The following is a 17,221-nucleotide window of genomic DNA, read 5'->3' on the forward strand; positions in this document are numbered from 1 at the left end:
TAGGCATTCTATACCATTTATACTACTGCTACTATACCACGGGAGCATTCGATAGAGAATGCGAAAGTGCCATATTTTTGTCATTTTATGACGAAAAAACCGCCTGCGGGATGATTCATCTCGCGAAGCGGTTTCGGATTTCATATTTTATGGTTGCTGACTGGTAACAGCGGAGGAATTCTGCTTTACTTTCAACTTAAACAGCAAGGCAGATAACAGCAGCAGAGCACCGTTAATGACGAAGATATAATGAATCGGCATCATGCCGCCGAGCAAGCCCCCGATAATCGGCCCGGCCATCGTTGCAAGCTGCGAGGCGGACTGGTTCAAGCTGAATGCCCGGCCACGGAATTCCGATTCGGTATTCTGTACAATCATCGCGTTAATCGACGGATTAACGGCGGCGAAGAACAGGCCGTAACCGAACCGCAGCACCCCAAAGCCGATATAGCCGGTAACGAAAACTTGCAGCAGATTGCCGATACCACCGCCGATAAGCCCAATCAGCAGCACCTTCTGATAACCGAGCTTACGCCCCCATTTGCCCCATCTCGGCGCCATGATGACCGTAGCGATACCGACCGCCGAGAAAATAATACCGGAGCTTAGAGAAGCTTTCTCTCGGGAGATGCCCATTTTCAACACATACAGCGTAATCAGCGGCTCCAAAATCATAACCGAGAAGGTGCTGATTCCAACAAGCATCAGCAGAATCATAAACGGCCGATTGGCCAGCGCATGCCTCAGATCATCACGCACATGCGACCTAGCAGCCTTGCGATTGAAATTCTGCTCCTTCGCGAAGAAGGTCGCCACAAGGGCAGAGATCAGAACAATGGCACTGGAGAACAGGAAAGCCTCCCGATTACCGATATAGTGGCTGACTAAGCCGCCTGCTAGCGGTCCAAGTATGCTCCCTGTAGCTCCCGCCGTTGACATAATGCCAAGCGCATAGCCTGTCTTCTCTTCCGGCGTATTCGTTGCCACAAGCGCAATTGAGGCAGGCACGAAGCCTGCGAGCAGCCCTTGGAAGATACGGATAAGCAGAAACCAGTACGGATCATGGACAAAATAGTTCAATAAATAAAGTGCGGCAAGACTGAAGCCTGAGCGAATCAACATCGGCTTGCGGCCGTATTTATCGGCGAGCGAGCCCCAGAAGGGGGATATCAATGCACTCGCCAGAAAGGTAATGCCAAATGCGATCCCGGACCACGCTTCCAGATGATGCTCCACGCCCAGCTCGGTATTCAAGAAGATCGGCAGAAAAGGAATCGAGATGGAGTAGGCCATGCTGCAGAAGAAAACCCCGATCCACAGTACAACTAAGTTCCGTTCCCATGAAAAATTCATTTGCAGCCACTTCCTGACTTATCTGTTATCGATCTTCTCCGGATACAGATCGTGATTCATCAGACGGTATTGTGCCATCTCTTCAAATTTCGTACCCGGACGGCCCCAGTTGGTATAAGGGTCGATCGAGATGCCGCCGCGCGGCGTGAACTTGCCCCATACCTCAATGTAGCGAGGTTCCATCAGCGCAATGAGATCATTCATAATGATGTTCATGCAATCCTCATGGAAATCGCCATGGTTACGGAAGCTGAACAGGTACAGCTTGAGCGACTTGCTCTCCACCATTTTGACATCGGGAATATACGAGATATAGATGGTGGCGAAATCGGGTTGTCCCGTAATCGGGCACAGGCTTGTAAACTCCGGACAGTTGAATTTCACAAAATAATCGCGGCCGATGTGTTTGTTATCGAACGATTCCAGCACCTCCGGGCTGTAGTTGAACAGGTAGGACGTACCTTGATTGCCTAGCTGGGTAATGCCGCCGCTTTGCAGCTCTTCTTTGGATCTTCCTGACATTTTCACATACACTCCTTGTATTTACTTGGTTCGGGGGTTACTCTTGTTCTAGTAGCTTACACCTTATCGCAGGCTCAATTCAACCTAAGGGGATGATGCTCTTGTTAACCAGACCTTCAGCAGATGAATACGGCGCACACTTCGGCACGTATATCGCGGCGGCTCCGGACGGAGATTTGCGCGAACAACTTGAAGTCAATCGCAGTCAAACGACAGCCCTGTTCTCCGCACTGACCGAAGAACAAGCACTCTATCGGTATGCACCTGGCAAGTGGAGTATGAAAGAAGTTCTCGGCCACATCACGGATACAGAACGGATTATGAGCTATCGCCTGCTGAGAGCCGCACGCGGAGATCGTACGCCGCTTCCGGGTTTTGATGAGAATGATTTTGTGCAGGGGGCATCGTTCGATAACGAAACGGTTGCTGCGCTGCTGGACAACTACAACGCCGTCAAAGGCGCAACCGCTTCGCTTCTACGGAGCTTATCGCCTGAGGCATTCCTCCTGAAAGGCTTTGCGAGCAACACTGACATATCCGCCAGAGCACTTGCGTACGTCATCGTCGGCCATGAGCTGCATCATCTAAATGTCATCCGTGAACGATATTTGAATCGCTAGAAAAAGATGTTGTCCCAAATGCGGGGCAACATTTTCTGTTTTCCTGACATTCGCTTAGCTAGATGAAATGTTGCAGTTCCTGCAGCATTTCTAATGAAAAAGTGGGCTAGTGGAGGAAATGCTGCACATAAGTCAACATTTTCAAGCTATTTAGCTTCCTGACCGCCATTCCACAGCCAAATGTTGCATATTGCGCAACATTTGGCTGTTTTTGTTCGTGTTGAGGGGGAAATGTTGCAGTTCCTGCAGCAATTCTGACTCCCCGGTTCCTACAAGCTTCCTCGACTCCATAATGCAAATAAAAACTGCCTCAAAAGTCGTAAAAAGCACTTTTGAGACAGCCCCACACTTTGTCTTGCCGCATGAAATTAGTAACCTTCGCTTGTACCGCCGCTGACGATCGTCACACTCGCACTTGCGCCAATGCGTGTCGCACCTGCTGCAATGAGATTGCGAACTGCTGCCAGATCACGCACGCCGCCCGAAGCTTTAACACCCATATCGGGTCCGACTGTTTGACGCATAAGCGTGATATCTTCAACGGTCGCGCCGCCCGGACCGAAACCGGTCGAGGTTTTCACGAAACCTGCACCGGCACGTTTGCAAATCTCGGAAGCCGTGACTTTCTCTTCATCCGTGAGTAAGCCCACTTCAAGAATCACTTTGCTGGCCGCGCGTCCTTGGCAAGCTTCGACTACGCCGCGAACATCGCGTTCCACTTCTTCGAGGCGTCCGGATTTCAGCGCGCCTATGTTAAGCACCATGTCGATTTCCGTTGCGCCATTGGCGATGGCGTCATTCGTTTCTGCTATTTTGACGAGCGAGCTTGATGCACCCAGTGGGAAGCCGATTACAGTCGTGATGCCGACCCCTGAACCTGCAAGCTGTTTCGCTGCTTCCGATACCCAGTAGGGATTCACGCAAACGGTTGCGAACTTATACTGCTTCGCTTCTTCACAGAGCTTAGCAATTTGCGTCGCTGTCGCTTCCGGCTTCAATAATGTATGGTCAAAATAAGCGGCTAATGCTGCTCCTTGTAACTCGTTACCCATCCTATTTCCTACTCTCTGTCTGTTTTAATTAGTCCGCTCCAGCAGGTACTTGGCGGTGAATTGGTCCGTTATCAGCACATTCGTATATCTTCCGCGCAGTGCGCCATAGATGCCGTCGACCTTGCGGATGCCGCCTGCCACCAGAATGGATTTCTCTTTCTTCTTCAAATCCTCGAGATCAATGCCGATAGTACGCTGATTCAGCTCTTGGGAGCAAATCACGCCATCTAGATTGAAGTATCGCGAGCAAATATCGCCCGCGCCTTTCTCGAAGATCATCCGAAGCTCGTTCTCGTTGAAATAGTTCGCTTTAATCAGGACGGAATCTTCCGTCGGCGCACCCACCGTCACAATCGCGATGTTCGCCTTCTTGCCCAGTTCCAATATATTCTGGATATGGCGATCCGTTTCAATCGTCTTCTTCACGACAGGGTGATCGACGATCGCAGGCAGAGGTATGAAATACGGGACCGTATGGAGCGCTTTACCGAACAGGTTCACAATCTCATACGCGTAGGTGTTCGTCTCGGAATGGCTGACGCCGCCGTTCAACTGTACGACCTTCACGTCCTTGACATGTTTATCCTGCAGGTTAAGCGCAACCTCATACAGCGTAGTTCCCCAAGTGGTAGCGACGATATCGCCGTCCTTGATGATTTTGTCCACGTACTTCGCCGCTGCCGGGCCTAAATACTTCTTGACCACGGCATCCTCATAATGCGGCACATTGACGACAATGACTTTCTTGAGCCCGAACTTACGCTCGATTTGACATGCGAGAAGGTCGTTGTTCTCCAGCGGATCGACGATGCTGATAATCACATAGCCTTCTTCTTTAGCTTGTTGAATGAAGCGACTTACAGTCGGCCTGGATACCCCAAGCGTCTTGGCAATCTCCTGCTGGCTGTAGTCCAGTTGATAGTACATCCGGACCGCATCCAGCATTTTTCCCCTTTTATCATCTGAACGTTCTTCATGCACTGGCTCTCAACTCTCCCCTGTCAATAGCTCATTCACTGTTCATCAACGTTTGCCCGAATCGAATACCTCCCCGGCTGCCTTAGGCGCTTGTGATGTCTTGGAGAACAGAACGAGCGCGATCAAGGTAATGACATATGGGAACACCTTAAGAATAATCGGCGGAAATGAAGCAAAGGCCGGAATAACCTGCGATACGTTGGCAACCGTGCTCGCAAAACCGAAGAACAGCGTTGCGGCCAGAATGCCGATTGGGCGCCATTGTCCGAAGATCAAAGCCGCGAGTGCCAAGAACCCTAGACCGGACACCGTCCCCGTAAATTCACCGGCAATCGTAACCAGATGGATGGCACCACCCAGACCTGCGAAAGCACCGGAGATCAGAACGCCGATATAGCGCATTTTGCGAACATTTACACCGGCTGCTTCTGCCGCTTGCGGATATTCACCGCAAGAGCGCAAGCGCAAGCCGAAAGCCGTCTTCCTCAGCACCCATGAACTGAGAATGACGACGAGCAGAATGATCCAAGTCGTCCAATACGTCTTCGTGAAGAACAGCGGTCCAAGGATAGGAATATCCGATAATCCCCACACATCAAACGGCGGGAAACCGCCGGCAAGGCGGATATTACCGCTGCCTGTAATGTTACGGGAGAGGAACACGGTAAGAGCTCCGGCAATCATATTAATCGCCGTACCGCTGATGACCTGATTCGCGTTGAGATGTATACTCGCAAAAGCATGCAGCAGCGAGAAGAGCGTCCCTACCACAATTGCCACCAGTAGTCCGATCCAGATGGATGCAATCTGATGATCAGGCCAAGCCGTCTGGAGCTTATACATCGTGAAAGCCGCCGAGAAGGAACCAATGACCATCAGCCCTTCTAAACCAATATTCACGACTCCGCTTCGTTCACTGAACAGACCGCCCAGCGCGGTAATGAGTAAGGGAATCGTAAACACGATCGCATACGGGAATATTTGTTGAATCGTAATCCACATGCGCTACACCTTCTCCTTTCCGCTGACCGCTGAGTTTGCAGCTGCCTCTTTGCGTTTGGACATAAATCGCGAAATCAACTTGTCCATCAATACGCTCGTTGCTGCGAAGTAGATAATAATCGCGATAATCGAATCCGCAATTTCCGGCGGTATTTCCGTCATCGCATTCATGAAGCCGCGACCGGAGTACAGGAGGCCGAAGAATAGCGCGGATAACAACACGCCTACCGGAGAGTTGGCACCAAGCAGGGCAACCGCAATTCCATCGTAACCTTGCGTCGGCAATACACCGATCTGAATGTTATTGCCGTTACCGGCATATTGCGCCAAACCGCCAAGTCCCGCAAGAGCGCCGGAAATCAGCATGGACGTGATGATGCTGCGATTCACGCCAATCCCTGCATATTCAGCGGAATGACGGTTGAAGCCGACTGCTTTAAGCTCGTAACCGAGCGTTGTTTTGTTGATGATGAAGGCAATGACGATCACGACAATCACCGCAAGAAACAATCCCAAATTCACATAAGAGCCGCCGAACATATCGGAGAGGAAGGTTGATTTCAACGTAGCCTTATCGGCAAGTGAACGAGATTCCGTCTCGATTTGCTCCGCTTTCAGATAAGCCGGAACCGCATAGTAGATGGTCCAATAAGCGATCCAGTTCATCATGATGGTGGAAACCACCTCATGTACATTAAATCTGGCCTTGAGCAGTCCAGGAATAAATGCCCAAACTGCGCCGCCCAGGATAGCGGCAAGTATCATGAGCAGTAAAAGCAGCGGTCTTGAGGTATCGATATTGAGCCCTACTGCCGAGGCGCAGAAGCCGCCGAACAACATCTGGCCCGCCGCTCCGATATTAAACAAACCGGTACGGAATGCAAAAGCGACCGATAGCCCTGTAAAGATAAGCGGAGTCCCGGTTGCTAACGTGTCTCCGAAGCGCGACGGATTCTTGAGCCCGCCTTCGAAGAGGTACCTATAACCCTCGATTGGCTGATGACCCGTCGCGGCCATCAGAATTGCGCCCCCGAGTAAGCCGAATATCACCGCACATAGGGATATAATGACATTCCTCATTGGTCTCCCCCATTTCCAACTCCGGCCATCATCAGGCCGATATCGTTCTCGTTTGTTTCGGACGCGTTGACGACGCCGATCAATTCTCCGTTATTGAGTACCGCAATGCGGTCTGACACGTTAAGCACCTCGTCAAGCTCCAGCGAGATGAGCAGCACCGCCTTGCCTCTGTTCCGGTGCTCGATCAGTCGCTTGTGAATATATTCAATCGACCCCACATCAAGGCCCCGCGTAGGCTGAACCGCGATCAAGAGACCCGGATCCAGTTCAATCTCACGCCCGATGATCGCCTTCTGCTGGTTACCGCCGGATAGCGAACGCGACATGGAAAGCGGACCTCTTCCTGAACGCACGTCGAAGCTCTCCAATATGCTGCTTGCATATTTACGAATGGCAGCCTTGTTAAGGATGCCGCGCTTAGCGAATGGCTTGCGATTGTAAACCTGCAGGATCATATTCTCTTCAAGCGTGTAATCCAGTACTAACCCGCGTTTCTGGCGATCTTCCGGAATGTGGGCAATGCCCTTATGAATCCGGCCGCGAATGGATTCGCGCGTAATATCTTGACCCTCCATCTCAATGCGTCCGCTCTCCACCTTGCGCAAACCTGTAATCGCTTCCACCAGCTCTGTTTGCCCGTTGCCCTCTACGCCGGCAATACCGACAATTTCGCCTGCCCGAACATCGAGCGTGAAGTTTTTGAGCCCGGGTACGTTCTTATTATTATTCACGGTGAGCCCATCCAGCTTCAGGATCACTTCGCCTGGCCGACTACCTTCTTTTTCAACTTTAAACGAGACATTGCGTCCCACCATCATCTCAGCCATCTTGAGCTCGCTCGTTGTCGCGACGTCAACCGTACCGATTGTTTTGCCGCGGCGGATGACCGTACAGCGGTTAGCTACTGCTTTAATTTCCTTCAGCTTATGCGTGATTAGAATGATGGACTTGCCTTCTGCGATCAAGCTCAGCATGATTTTGCCCAATTCTACAATTTCCTGCGGCGTCAGAACGGCTGACGGTTCATCCAGAATAAGCACTTCCGCATTGCGATACAGCATCTTCAAAATTTCCACGCGCTGCTGCATGCCAACCGAAATATCTTCAATCTTCGCATGTGGATCCACATTCAAGCCATAACGCTTCGAGAGCTCCTCAATACGGCGAGCTGCTCCACTGATGTCCAACACTATTCCTTTTTCATTGCCAAGAATGATATTTTCGGTAACGGTAAAATTGCTGACCAGCTTAAAATGCTGATGAACCATGCCGATGCCAAGCTTGTTTGCTACATTCGGACTGGCGATCTTAACCTGTTCGCCATTGATCTTAATCATACCGAGGTCCGGCTGATACATCCCGAACAGAATACTCATAAGCGTCGACTTGCCTGCTCCGTTCTCTCCGAGCAAAGCGTGAATTTCACCCTTGCGCAGCTGGAGCGTAATATCGTCGTTAGCTACAACTCCGGGAAACTCCTTGCGAATGTTTAACATTTCCACTACAAATTCCATACGATAGGCTCCTTTACCTAATTGATCGTAAGGGTAAAGCTGATTAGGACGATTAATGGTAAAAAGAGACGGAGCTTCCCGTCTCTTCTTAGAATTAAAGTTTTATTGCAAAAAGACTCTTACTTAATAAGGTCGCCTTTTTCAGCTGCTACTTTGATGTCGCCGCTCTTCATTTTAGCTGAAACCTCATTGACCTTAGTCATTGTATCTTCGCTAAGGTTCGGGTTCTCAGCCGGCAAGCCTACGCCATCGTTCTTGATGTCGAACGTCAATGTTTGGCCGCCTGGGAATGTACCTTCTTGCTCAGCTTTCATCATGTCAAAGGATGCGGAGCTAACTTTCTTCATAGCGGATGTGATGATGATGGATTTGTCACCCTCGTACACGCCGTCTTTGAATTGGTCGCCGTCTACGCCAACGATCCATACTTCTTTGCCTGCTTTAGCGCGAGTCTTAGCTTCGTTGATGGCACCAACGCCTACGCCGCCAGCTGCAGTGAAGATGACTTTAACGCCGCGGTCGTACATTTGAGCTGCCAGTTGGCCGCCTGCCGCTACGTTATCGAAGCTGCCTTGGTAGACAACATTTTCTTTCTTGATCGAAATCTTCGTGCCCAGGTTGTCATTCGCGTATTTCACGCCTTGTTGGAAGCCCCAGTTGAACTTCTGTACAGCCGGAATTTCCATACCGCCGATGAAGCCTGCTTCGCCTTCTTTCAATTGAAGCGCAGTCGCTACGCCAGCGAGGAAGCCGGACTCATGCTCTGCGAAGAAGATCGATACTGTGTTTTCTTTCACAACCGGTGTGAAGTCGTCAGCAGTATGAGGGGCGCCATCGATCAGAACGAATTTTGCGTCTTTATATTTATCTTGTGCCGCAAAGATCGCCGTTTCGAATTTGAAGCCCGGTGCAACGATAACTTTGAAGCCTGCATCGTACAGGTTGCCGATTTCCTTCAGGTAGTCAGCTTCAGTTGTACCAGCCGGTTTCAGGTATTTGGACTCTACGCCAAGATCTTTCGTTGCGCGCTGCAAACCTTCCCAAGTACCTTGGTTAAACGATTTGTCATCGATTGTACCAGAGTCTGTAACCATACCCGCTTTAAAGGAAGCTTTGGTGCCTTCGTTCGTACCTGCATTCCCACCTGCGTTGTTGGTGTTGTTGTTCTTGCTTCCACAACCTACGACCATTGCAAATGCAAGCATACAGATCACGATTGTTACTAAACTTTTCTTCATGGTGTTCTACTCCTCATTTCCATATTTAGTTTACTGCTAACCCCAGTCTGAACATTTGTAAAAAACCTGTTTTAGCATTTGTTTGACCTGTATCAAATATACGGTGATTTGGGCTTTTTGTAAACTAGTTTCGCGGATTAAATCCAGTGCCTCTGCCTCAATATGTAACGTTTCCTCACACTTATGTCACATCTCATTCTATTCACGTATAGCATTCCCATAACGATTAAATTCTTCCATCTTATTTGGCTATAAATTCGTTTTTTTGCTTCATACTGTAATCGGATTCCATTTCCGAACACAATCAGCCTCAAATGACCGAGAAACCATCCCATACAGATGGTGCCTGTTCGCCTTCGTTTCGACAAATTAGCAGGAAATACCACTTTTTCTTTATCAGTTTAACGCGTTTACGCGACCTTGTCCATGTAACATTATCTTGTTCGCTGATTCATTTACCGTTAGAATTTAACCTATCTTCTTCAGGAGGTTCTACCCGCATGAGATCTGCCCAATCCTTATTGTTCGTCTATATCTTGAATCAATCGCTGCACTGGTTCATTATCGGCTTGATTCTGCCCGTATCCAGCTTGTTCATGTTAGATAAGGGACTAAATCTGCAAGAGATCGGACTTATCTTCGCAGTATCCTCGGCGGCGGTGCTGCTGCTCGAATTACCGACCGGCGGATTATCGGATGCGCTAGGCCGTAAGCGGGTCTATCTGATTTCCCTCCTCTTCATGCTTGGCGCGGTGCTGCTAGTCATGGTTTCTTGGAACTTGATCACACTTATGATTGGCTACATTCTGTTCGGAATAGCAAGAGCACTTTCCTCCGGATCCATCGATGCATGGTTCGTCGATGAATATAACCGACTTGAGCCCGAAGGCGACTTAAGCAGCAAACTTGCGAAAGCAGGTATCTTCATCCCGCTTGCCATGGGAATTAGTGCTCTTGCCGGTGGCTGGCTGCCTGATCTGCTCGGTCCGCTTACTTCGGATTTCGGCGCAGGCATCTACTCCATTAATTTCATTGCCATGGCCGTTATGATCCTGGTGCAGTTCCTCCTCACTGCCAAGCTCGTGGTGGAGCAAATTCATGAGAGTAGGACCATGAGTATGCTGAGCGGCTTCCGCCAGCTGCCTCAACTGGTCACGGATTCTGTGCAATACGGATTCAAGCAGATAGCCGTATTCCTGTTATTATTAACATCATTGGCCTGGGGCTTCGCCTTCTCCGGCCTCGAAACCTACTGGCAGCCGCAAGTGAAGAACATGCTCGGCCCTGATTCCGCGAACTGGCAATTCGGTCTGCTGACCGCCGGCTATTTCCTATCCGCATCCGCCGGGAGCCTGCTCTTCACACCGCTGTCCAAGCTGATGCGAATGCCGGTGACAGTGCTTCTATTCGGATTCCGCTCAGCTCTCGGCATCTTGTTCCTTATCCTTGCTGCACAGCATGGCGTTGCAGGGTTTACCGTCTTCTACTTTATCTTGTTCATGAGCAACGGCATCGCCGGCTCACCGGACATGGCCCTGTTTAATCAGCAGCTAAACGAAAACAATCGTTCCACGATGCAGTCGCTCAATTCGTTATTTCTGCAGCTGGGCGGAATGATCGGCTCCTTCGTCCACGGCTTCATCGCGCAGTATGCTTCGATCTCCATCACCTGGTGCGTCGCAGGCGGCGTGCTGATCGCCTCCGCCTTCCTATATCTCAATGTCCGCGAGAACGAGAAAGACCCTATCCGAGCTGTCGGATAGGGTCTTTTTCTTACGATGCTTGGTCAGAGCAGTCTGCTAATTCGTTATCATTTTATCCATTTGGGCCATGGCATTATCCATTTCATGAGATAAATCAGCAAGCAAGACGCCGATAAACTGCAATTGCTCATCGGAGTATTTCTGGATAAAGTCATTGAACTGACGCTCGACCTTCTCATGGTAGTGATTATGCGCGAGATGTACTTTCTTTCCTTCGGCGGTCAATTGATAATACACTTCTTTCAGGTTTCCGCCGGCAGTCCCTTTCACGATCCAGCCTCTTCTCAGCAATTTAGCGCTGATTTTGGTAATGGCCCCCTTGGTCATGCCCATCTTATCTGCAATTCCGGTTACATTGATGGGTTCATGGAGACCGATTTGCTCCACGACATGCACCTCTGACAGAGTCAGATCACGCGTAACCTTGGCAATGCCCCACTGCTTGGCAAAAGGCAGAACGAGCCTTTTCTCCTTCTTCTCAAACGCTTCATACTGATGAAACAGCTGCTGCAGCTTGTGAAATAATAGCTTCTTCTCCTGATCGTCCATGCTTATTCGAGTCCGGTTTTGCCTGGCATCCAGAATGGCTTTACTTTAATTTGCCCACGATCCCATTGTAACTTTTTTTTGAAATAATCGTGTAGCTCCACGCATACTCGCCCATCGCCGCCTACATACACCATACCTCTTCCTTGTGCCTGCTTCGTGATGTCCTCGATCTGTTCGATCAATGCTTGTACCGGATTTGGAGGTAATGCACGGAAAGTAAGCTTCGTCTCGCCATCTAGGTCTGCGAAGAAGGATTGTTCGTTCTCCGCATACACGAGACTGAACACTTTCTTAGAAGCAGGGATATGGCGGTTAAGCTCATAGAGATGGGCCAGTGCCGAAATATCGCCGATCAGGATGTAATAGTCCCCCGAATCGTCGGAAACGAACTTCCCCTTCGGTCCTGCGAAGTGAACGGGGTCGCCGACTTTCACTTGCTTGGCCCAACGCGCCCCTGCACCTGATGAGAATGTACATGCAGCTATATCTACAATCCCGCTTTGCGTGTCATAGTTCCAGACGGAATAGGTCCTTATCATCTCCGATAATTTGACCGGCTGACCTTCTCCTACGAATACGCGAAGAAACTCCCCAGGTGTATACGGCATCTTGTCCGCACCCTGCAGTTCCATTGAAATGCGGTAAGTATGATCCGCAATTTGTCGCTTACCCACAACGACAGCCTTACGCGACATTTTCTTAACCAAACTTTCTACCAAGCCCATGCTTTCACAACTCCTCTGCACTCGTTGTTTCCTAGGAAACAATATAGCATGACATCGATGCAGCTGTAATCCGTCTCGAGGATGACAAGAGCAGAGGGCTGTCCCAGAAGTAAGGTGGCCACTGAAGAACTAGGTTTTCTTTGTCTAGCGATCGTAGCGTCGATGCGATTGTTAGTGACATTGCTCACTAGTTGCCAAAGTAATGAGGTCCGGGGGATCATCTGTCACACGGCTCGAAGATAACGTGTAAGAAGTACAACACATTCGCTGCTTTCTGGTCCCAAATGACGGATGACGTGTACAAAATACAACTCATTCGTTTCTTCCATATGAATATAACTGGTTATGCGTATTTCAAATGCAAATTATACACGTTGAGTACCTTTTTTCTCGGAAGGCTTCGGTTTGACGTGTAGTTTGTACAACTCAAGGAGGAGCCCACAGATTAAAACTTTTATGTGGCCAGTGCAAGGCTATACGCGCTAACGAATAGTAGAAGCCTTATTTGCGCGTAAGCCCTCTACGATTCGTTAGAGATATCAAAATAGCCGAAGACGCGAAAAGGCGCCACAGATCCTAGATCTGTGACGCCTTTCATGCCTTACTACCATCCATCAATCCGTAATATTGCGCGTGTAATACTCAATAATATCTTTACGCCTTATGATGCCGAGAAACACGCGATCATCATCTACGACCGGCACGAAATTCTGATCAGCGGCGAGGGTTAACATATCGTCCATGAGCGCTGTAATCGCGACGCACTCGTTATAAATTCTTTTCTTGATGCTGATCACCGGAATTTCATGCATATTCTCAAAATCGAGTCCGGCCGTTCCACGAAGCTTCCACAGAATGTCCCCTTCGGATAAGGTACCGATATATTTGCCTTCCTCGTCAATAATCGGAATCGCTGAATAATGGCAGGCTTCCAGCTTCTCGACTGCGTCTTTCATGGTGGCTGATGTCGTCAAGTATGACACTTTTTCTTTCGGCAGCAGAAAGAATCCAATTTCCATTACATAGCTCCTCCTCTGGTTGCGGGTACTAGAGTGTTTTAACCTTAGTTCCGCATAATTGAAACACAATTCGTATACCAATTTTTGCATAAACAGTGTGCTGGGCAGCGGCGGAGGGCATCTGACCCGGCAGGGCATACACTACATGTGATTCCGTTTCCGCATGCTCAAACTTGCCTATATATGAAGGAGTGACTCCTTATGTTCATGCAAAGCCCAGGTCAAATGCAAACCCCCGGTCAGGCACAGATTAACATGTCCTTGCAGCAGAAAGCAATGTATCTTACTGGGCGTCCAGTCGGAATCTCCCTGCGCAACGGCCAAGGCGTTTCCGGCGTCATCTGCGGCATCCAAGGCGGAGAAGTATATGTCATGCAATATTTGTACGCGACTCAATTCGCGACATTCCATTATCCGTTGAATCAGATCCAAGATATTTTGCCGTACCCGGCTTGTGGGTAGAGCTAGTTGAAGAGGCGGGTAAACGGTTGATCTGCATCAACCATTTGCCCGCCTGCAGCTTGCCGCCCGTCTCAGTTACATAGGCGCTGCTATCGCCATCGTTTTTTTGTTAGCGGACAGAGAAGTAAGCGCAGCATCATTGAAGCCATTAATGATGAGCCACACTGCGAGAATCATTTCGTTCGCCGCTACCGGCAGCGCCAGAACACCACCCCAGAACGAAACTTGTTCAATGACACCGAACATGACCAGCAGCGCACAAACGAAAACGAGAATCGCCCCTGTCATGCCCAGGATCGGAATAAACCTCGGTACGAGTCTCGATCTGTAGAAGATATAACTGTACATCATAGTGTTGATACCAAGCATGAAAAGCGGCCCAAGCAGAAAGGTCCAGTCATGTATCGCCGTTAATAGAGTGCCGGAAGCTTGATACGCGGCCGTATCCGTCGCTCCTCCCGCAACAAATGCTCGGCTTAGCGTCACCAAGGACAGCACGCTGATTATGCCAACCGCAATCATAATCGCTTCAAGAAATCGAAAGCATACATGCCACAGCGCAATCGTTTCATTGTATTTTCTGAGTATGGGGAACATGGTGATTGCCGTACCAATCGCGGAAACGACAAGCATTAACTCCATCACCGTTCCCAATATGACTTGGTTTGCTTGTTTAGCGCCTTCAACCAGATAATCAGGATTATTTAGGATCGGTTTGTACAAAATAAAAGCAGCGATTATCGACGTAACGGCTGCAAGAATAAACAGTACTCCCACAATCTTCGCAGCTAATTTAGGTGGCATCATGTTCCTCATCTCCTCTTCTATTCTCCGTAAAAGAAAATTTCTTCCAAAGGCAAATTAAATGCGTGCGCGATCCGAAAAGCAAGCTCCAAAGACGGGGAGTAATTGCCTTTCTCCAAAGCCACGATGGTTTGTCTGGTTACGCCCGCCTTGTCAGCCAATTGCTGCTGTGTCATTTCATCATGGTTGAAGCGTAATTTGCGGATGTGATTGCCGACAAGATGCTTGCTCATCTTAGACTTAAACTCCTCTCCTATAGTGATAAAGTTTCGTGAAGGAGCCGGTCACATCGGATATGAATCCGCCGGCGATCAGAATAACGAACATGACCTGCGGAGGCTGATCCATAACCAGCGATCCCATAGCAAGCAGAAAACCGAGGATAAACACGAAGAACGAAATCCGGTTCGCTTTCAGTTCGATAAGTTTATCGAGCTCATCTGCGAAGGTCGGCTCTTTTTCTTGCGTGGTGATTCTGAAGATGATGTTAAAAATAATGCTGATCAGGATATGCGCAACGATAGAGACCACCATGAGAATGAGGACGAACGAGCCCCAATAATGAAAGGCTTTCTCCGCTTCAAGCCCGCCTTCGGGGTACTGCGAATACATGTACAAGCAATACGAGCCAAAAATAACGATAGTGCTGATTAAAGAAACGATGCTCTTCTTCTCTTGGTAAGTCATGGATTTGCCTCCTACTTATCATTTCCCATAAATGAAGTAAATTACCTTATACATAATGTAATTAAAACCATACACGATGTCAAGTTTAATATACATAAACAGACGGTAAAACAGACTCCCTAAACCAATCATCAAATAATAAGTCTTTGTAAGCGGTCTATGAATGAGGCATAATTGAAATCATTATAGCGCTTATACTTACCGCAGCAGGCTGGGGGAACGCCGATGTACAAAGTGATTATCGTGGATGATGAAGCGGTTGTCCGGGTCGGATTGAAGAATACGATCAATTGGAACGAGCATGGCTTCGAATTGATCGGAGATTATGCGAACGGTCGCGAAGCTTGGGAGGCCGTCGAGCAGCACAAGCCGGAGCTGGTGATCTCGGACATCAGCATGCCTTTCATGGATGGCCTTGAGCTGGCCGGGTTGATCTCTACTCAATTTCCTTATATCAAAATGATCATATTAACGGGCTTTGACGAGTTCGAATATGCGCAGCAAGCGATAAGACTGAAGGTGTCCGATTTCATTCTGAAGCCGATTACGGCCAATGAAATCCGCTCCTTGCTTGATCGCGTCAAGAAAGAAATGGACGAGGAGACCCAGCATCGCGAGGATCTCGGGCGGCTGAAGAGCCAATTGAACCAGAGCCTTCCTCTGTTGAAAGAACGCTTCCTCGAGCGGTTGGTTGCCGTAGGACTTAACCATGCGGAAATTACCGAACGATTCTCCTATTTCGGTATTCCGGCACCTCTCCCCCTTCATGTCGTGCTAATCGTCGATATTGATGATTTCGGCGACCGGGAGCTTCACTCGTATGAGCATGACGTGGAATTTCTGCGATTTGCAGCATTTGATATCTTCAAGGAAACGCTCGAACGCGAAGGGATTATGCTCTTCCGTACGAGGGAGGAACGAATGGTGGCCATTATATCCGGTCAAGATGACGAGAGCTTGCTCTACGAGCAGGTCTATTCCTTGGCGGAGCAAGTCAGGCACCATATCGAGAAGTATTTGAAGTTTACCGTCACGATCGGCATCGGACGAGCCTGCGCGCACCTTGAACAGCTGCCGGAATCCTACAAGAGCGCGCTCTCCGTATTGGATTACCGCTTCTTGCTCGGGAAGAACCGCGTGCTGAGCATTCTGGATATGGAAGGCAAACCGTCCATTCCATTGCCGCCTCAGCTCGATTGGGACCGCAAGCTAGCCTCTGCCGTTAAGAGAGGCGCTGCCCAGGAAGCTTTTCAGCTTATCGAGAACGGCGTTGCGGAGTTGAAATCTTCCCTCGCTCCGATCGAAGCCTGTTTCCTGCAAATGCAGAAGGTTGTGCTGTCCTTGATGAACTCGATCCAGGAGCTCGTCGCGCATGATCCGGAAGCCTCCTTCGACAGACAGATGCGGCTTATGGATGTGTATGGACTGAAGACACTGGATGAGGTCGAGATTTGGCTCAAGGATGTCGTGCGTACCGTCATGTCCACGATTGCCGATAACCGCAGCCAATTGACGAACATGCAGATTCATCAGGCCGTGGAATATATCGAAACGAATTACGCCAATGATAAAATGTCGCTGCAGGACATCTGCCGTCACGTCTTGATGAGCACCAGCTACTTCAGTCTCGTCTTCAAGCAGCATACCGGTGAAACGTACATTGAATATTTAACCGGGGTACGCATAGCGCGGGCGAAGGAGCTCCTTCCTAACACGACGATGAAATTCTATGAGATCGCCGAGCAGGTCGGCTACAAGGACCCGAATTATTTCAGCATGTTGTTCAAGAAGCATACCGGCATGACCCCGAAGGACTTCAGAGAGAAGCAGCTTAAGGAGAGCGGAAACTAACG

Annotated in this window: 18 protein-coding genes; 4 read left to right on the forward strand and 14 right to left on the reverse strand. The window is 49.3% G+C overall.

The window, feature by feature from the left end:
* Positions 1-147: 147 nt before the first annotated feature.
* Positions 148-1,353 (reverse strand): MFS transporter, encoded by a 1,206-nt coding sequence (locus tag BLW29_RS26225; RefSeq protein ID WP_090985214.1) that lies wholly within the window; start codon positions 1,351-1,353, stop codon positions 148-150.
* Between the two features lie 18 nt (positions 1,354-1,371).
* A complete protein-coding gene (gene queF, locus BLW29_RS26230; protein ID WP_090985217.1) occupies positions 1,372-1,875 on the reverse strand; it encodes a preQ(1) synthase in 504 nt (167 codons plus the stop codon).
* 95 nt (positions 1,876-1,970) lie between these two features.
* Between queF and BLW29_RS26235 the strand changes: the two genes are divergently transcribed.
* On the forward strand, positions 1,971-2,495 hold the full coding sequence (locus tag BLW29_RS26235) for a DinB family protein (RefSeq protein ID WP_143044471.1): 525 nt from the start codon (positions 1,971-1,973) through the stop codon (positions 2,493-2,495).
* A gap of 368 nt (positions 2,496-2,863) precedes the next feature.
* Here the strand turns inward: BLW29_RS26235 and deoC are convergent, their stop codons facing one another.
* The 6 genes from deoC to BLW29_RS26265 all read right to left on the reverse strand — a co-directional run bounded on the left by deoC (position 2,864) and on the right by BLW29_RS26265 (position 9,359).
* The gene (gene deoC / locus BLW29_RS26240) at positions 2,864-3,547 is read right to left on the reverse strand and encodes a deoxyribose-phosphate aldolase (RefSeq protein WP_090985222.1); all 684 of its coding nucleotides are present in this window, start codon (positions 3,545-3,547) and stop codon (positions 2,864-2,866) included.
* Between the two features lie 24 nt (positions 3,548-3,571).
* Positions 3,572-4,492 carry a sugar-binding transcriptional regulator gene (locus tag BLW29_RS26245; RefSeq protein ID WP_090985317.1) on the reverse strand — a complete coding sequence of 307 codons (921 nt, stop codon included), beginning with the start codon at positions 4,490-4,492 and terminating at the stop codon, positions 3,572-3,574.
* A gap of 78 nt (positions 4,493-4,570) precedes the next feature.
* Complete coding sequence (locus tag BLW29_RS26250) at positions 4,571-5,527, reverse strand: ABC transporter permease (protein ID WP_090985224.1); 957 nt, start codon at positions 5,525-5,527, stop codon at positions 4,571-4,573.
* 3 nt (positions 5,528-5,530) lie between these two features.
* Positions 5,531-6,607, reverse strand: a complete 1,077-nt coding sequence (locus tag BLW29_RS26255; protein ID WP_090985226.1) for an ABC transporter permease — start codon at positions 6,605-6,607, stop codon at positions 5,531-5,533.
* Complete coding sequence (locus BLW29_RS26260; RefSeq protein ID WP_090985228.1) at positions 6,604-8,121, reverse strand: ABC transporter ATP-binding protein; 1,518 nt, start codon at positions 8,119-8,121, stop codon at positions 6,604-6,606. Before BLW29_RS26260 ends, BLW29_RS26255 begins: the two co-directional genes overlap by 4 nt.
* 119 nt (positions 8,122-8,240) lie before the next feature.
* Positions 8,241-9,359: a BMP family lipoprotein gene (locus tag BLW29_RS26265; protein ID WP_090985230.1), complete on the reverse strand. Its 1,119-nt coding sequence runs from the start codon at positions 9,357-9,359 to the stop codon at positions 8,241-8,243.
* Positions 9,360-9,859: 500 nt separating this feature from the next.
* Here BLW29_RS26265 and BLW29_RS26270 point away from each other — a divergent pair, with 500 nt between their 5' ends.
* On the forward strand, positions 9,860-11,122 hold the full coding sequence (locus tag BLW29_RS26270; protein WP_177186831.1) for an MFS transporter: 1,263 nt from the start codon (positions 9,860-9,862) through the stop codon (positions 11,120-11,122).
* Positions 11,123-11,158: 36 nt separating this feature from the next.
* Here the strand turns inward: BLW29_RS26270 and BLW29_RS26275 are convergent, their stop codons facing one another.
* The 3 genes from BLW29_RS26275 to BLW29_RS26285 form a co-directional block, all read right to left on the reverse strand.
* Positions 11,159-11,671: a MarR family transcriptional regulator gene (locus BLW29_RS26275; protein ID WP_090985234.1), complete on the reverse strand. Its 513-nt coding sequence runs from the start codon at positions 11,669-11,671 to the stop codon at positions 11,159-11,161.
* 2 nt (positions 11,672-11,673) lie between these two features.
* Positions 11,674-12,396 (reverse strand): siderophore-interacting protein, encoded by a 723-nt coding sequence (locus tag BLW29_RS26280; RefSeq protein ID WP_090985236.1) that lies wholly within the window; start codon positions 12,394-12,396, stop codon positions 11,674-11,676.
* 614 nt (positions 12,397-13,010) lie between these two features.
* Entirely contained in the window at positions 13,011-13,415 is a 405-nt protein-coding gene (locus BLW29_RS26285; RefSeq protein ID WP_090985238.1) for a CBS domain-containing protein, read from the reverse strand.
* A gap of 255 nt (positions 13,416-13,670) precedes the next feature.
* Between BLW29_RS26285 and BLW29_RS26290 the strand changes: the two genes are divergently transcribed.
* Positions 13,671-13,877, forward strand: coding sequence for a hypothetical protein (locus tag BLW29_RS26290; protein ID WP_090985319.1), 207 nt, complete (start codon positions 13,671-13,673; stop codon positions 13,875-13,877).
* Between the two features lie 75 nt (positions 13,878-13,952).
* Here BLW29_RS26290 and BLW29_RS26295 read toward each other — a convergent pair whose 3' ends face one another.
* Genes BLW29_RS26295 through BLW29_RS26305 form a run of 3 tightly spaced genes read right to left on the reverse strand, consistent with a single transcriptional unit; the run spans position 13,953 to position 15,368 of the window.
* Entirely contained in the window at positions 13,953-14,684 is a 732-nt protein-coding gene (locus BLW29_RS26295; protein WP_090985240.1) for a DUF4386 domain-containing protein, read from the reverse strand.
* Between the two features lie 17 nt (positions 14,685-14,701).
* A complete protein-coding gene (locus tag BLW29_RS26300; RefSeq protein ID WP_090985242.1) occupies positions 14,702-14,914 on the reverse strand; it encodes a helix-turn-helix transcriptional regulator in 213 nt (70 codons plus the stop codon).
* A 7-nt stretch (positions 14,915-14,921) separates the two neighbouring features.
* Complete coding sequence (locus tag BLW29_RS26305) at positions 14,922-15,368, reverse strand: hypothetical protein (RefSeq protein ID WP_090985244.1); 447 nt, start codon at positions 15,366-15,368, stop codon at positions 14,922-14,924.
* Between the two features lie 225 nt (positions 15,369-15,593).
* Here BLW29_RS26305 and BLW29_RS26310 point away from each other — a divergent pair, with 225 nt between their 5' ends.
* On the forward strand, positions 15,594-17,219 hold the full coding sequence (locus BLW29_RS26310; RefSeq protein WP_090985246.1) for a response regulator transcription factor: 1,626 nt from the start codon (positions 15,594-15,596) through the stop codon (positions 17,217-17,219).
* Positions 17,220-17,221: the final 2 nt, after the last annotated feature.

This window comes from Paenibacillus sp. CF384 (assembly GCF_900106745.1).
Taxonomy (GTDB): domain Bacteria; phylum Bacillota; class Bacilli; order Paenibacillales; family Paenibacillaceae; genus Paenibacillus_Z.

What these genes read in the sequence shown, in the direction of transcription:
- BLW29_RS26300 (WP_090985242.1), bottom strand. Translation starts at nt 14,914, where the DNA reads ATGAGCAAGCATCTTGTCGGCAATCACATCCGCAAATTACGCTTCAAC.
- BLW29_RS26285 (WP_090985238.1), bottom strand. Translation starts at nt 13,415, where the DNA reads ATGGAAATTGGATTCTTTCTGCTGCCGAAAGAAAAAGTGTCATACTTG.
- BLW29_RS26260 (WP_090985228.1), bottom strand. Translation starts at nt 8,121, where the DNA reads ATGGAATTTGTAGTGGAAATGTTAAACATTCGCAAGGAGTTTCCCGGA.
- BLW29_RS26245 (WP_090985317.1), bottom strand. Translation starts at nt 4,492, where the DNA reads ATGCTGGATGCGGTCCGGATGTACTATCAACTGGACTACAGCCAGCAG.
- BLW29_RS26225 (WP_090985214.1), bottom strand. Translation starts at nt 1,353, where the DNA reads ATGAATTTTTCATGGGAACGGAACTTAGTTGTACTGTGGATCGGGGTT.
- BLW29_RS26275 (WP_090985234.1), bottom strand. Translation starts at nt 11,671, where the DNA reads ATGGACGATCAGGAGAAGAAGCTATTATTTCACAAGCTGCAGCAGCTG.
- BLW29_RS26295 (WP_090985240.1), bottom strand. Translation starts at nt 14,684, where the DNA reads ATGATGCCACCTAAATTAGCTGCGAAGATTGTGGGAGTACTGTTTATT.
- BLW29_RS26255 (WP_090985226.1), bottom strand. Translation starts at nt 6,607, where the DNA reads ATGAGGAATGTCATTATATCCCTATGTGCGGTGATATTCGGCTTACTC.
- BLW29_RS26280 (WP_090985236.1), bottom strand. Translation starts at nt 12,396, where the DNA reads ATGGGCTTGGTAGAAAGTTTGGTTAAGAAAATGTCGCGTAAGGCTGTC.
- BLW29_RS26250 (WP_090985224.1), bottom strand. Translation starts at nt 5,527, where the DNA reads ATGTGGATTACGATTCAACAAATATTCCCGTATGCGATCGTGTTTACG.
- BLW29_RS26290 (WP_090985319.1), top strand. Translation starts at nt 13,671, where the DNA reads ATGTCCTTGCAGCAGAAAGCAATGTATCTTACTGGGCGTCCAGTCGGA.
- BLW29_RS26310 (WP_090985246.1), top strand. Translation starts at nt 15,594, where the DNA reads ATGTACAAAGTGATTATCGTGGATGATGAAGCGGTTGTCCGGGTCGGA.
- BLW29_RS26270 (WP_177186831.1), top strand. Translation starts at nt 9,860, where the DNA reads ATGAGATCTGCCCAATCCTTATTGTTCGTCTATATCTTGAATCAATCG.
- queF (WP_090985217.1), bottom strand. Translation starts at nt 1,875, where the DNA reads ATGTCAGGAAGATCCAAAGAAGAGCTGCAAAGCGGCGGCATTACCCAG.
- BLW29_RS26235 (WP_143044471.1), top strand. Translation starts at nt 1,971, where the DNA reads ATGCTCTTGTTAACCAGACCTTCAGCAGATGAATACGGCGCACACTTC.
- BLW29_RS26305 (WP_090985244.1), bottom strand. Translation starts at nt 15,368, where the DNA reads ATGACTTACCAAGAGAAGAAGAGCATCGTTTCTTTAATCAGCACTATC.
- BLW29_RS26265 (WP_090985230.1), bottom strand. Translation starts at nt 9,359, where the DNA reads ATGAAGAAAAGTTTAGTAACAATCGTGATCTGTATGCTTGCATTTGCA.
- deoC (WP_090985222.1), bottom strand. Translation starts at nt 3,547, where the DNA reads ATGGGTAACGAGTTACAAGGAGCAGCATTAGCCGCTTATTTTGACCAT.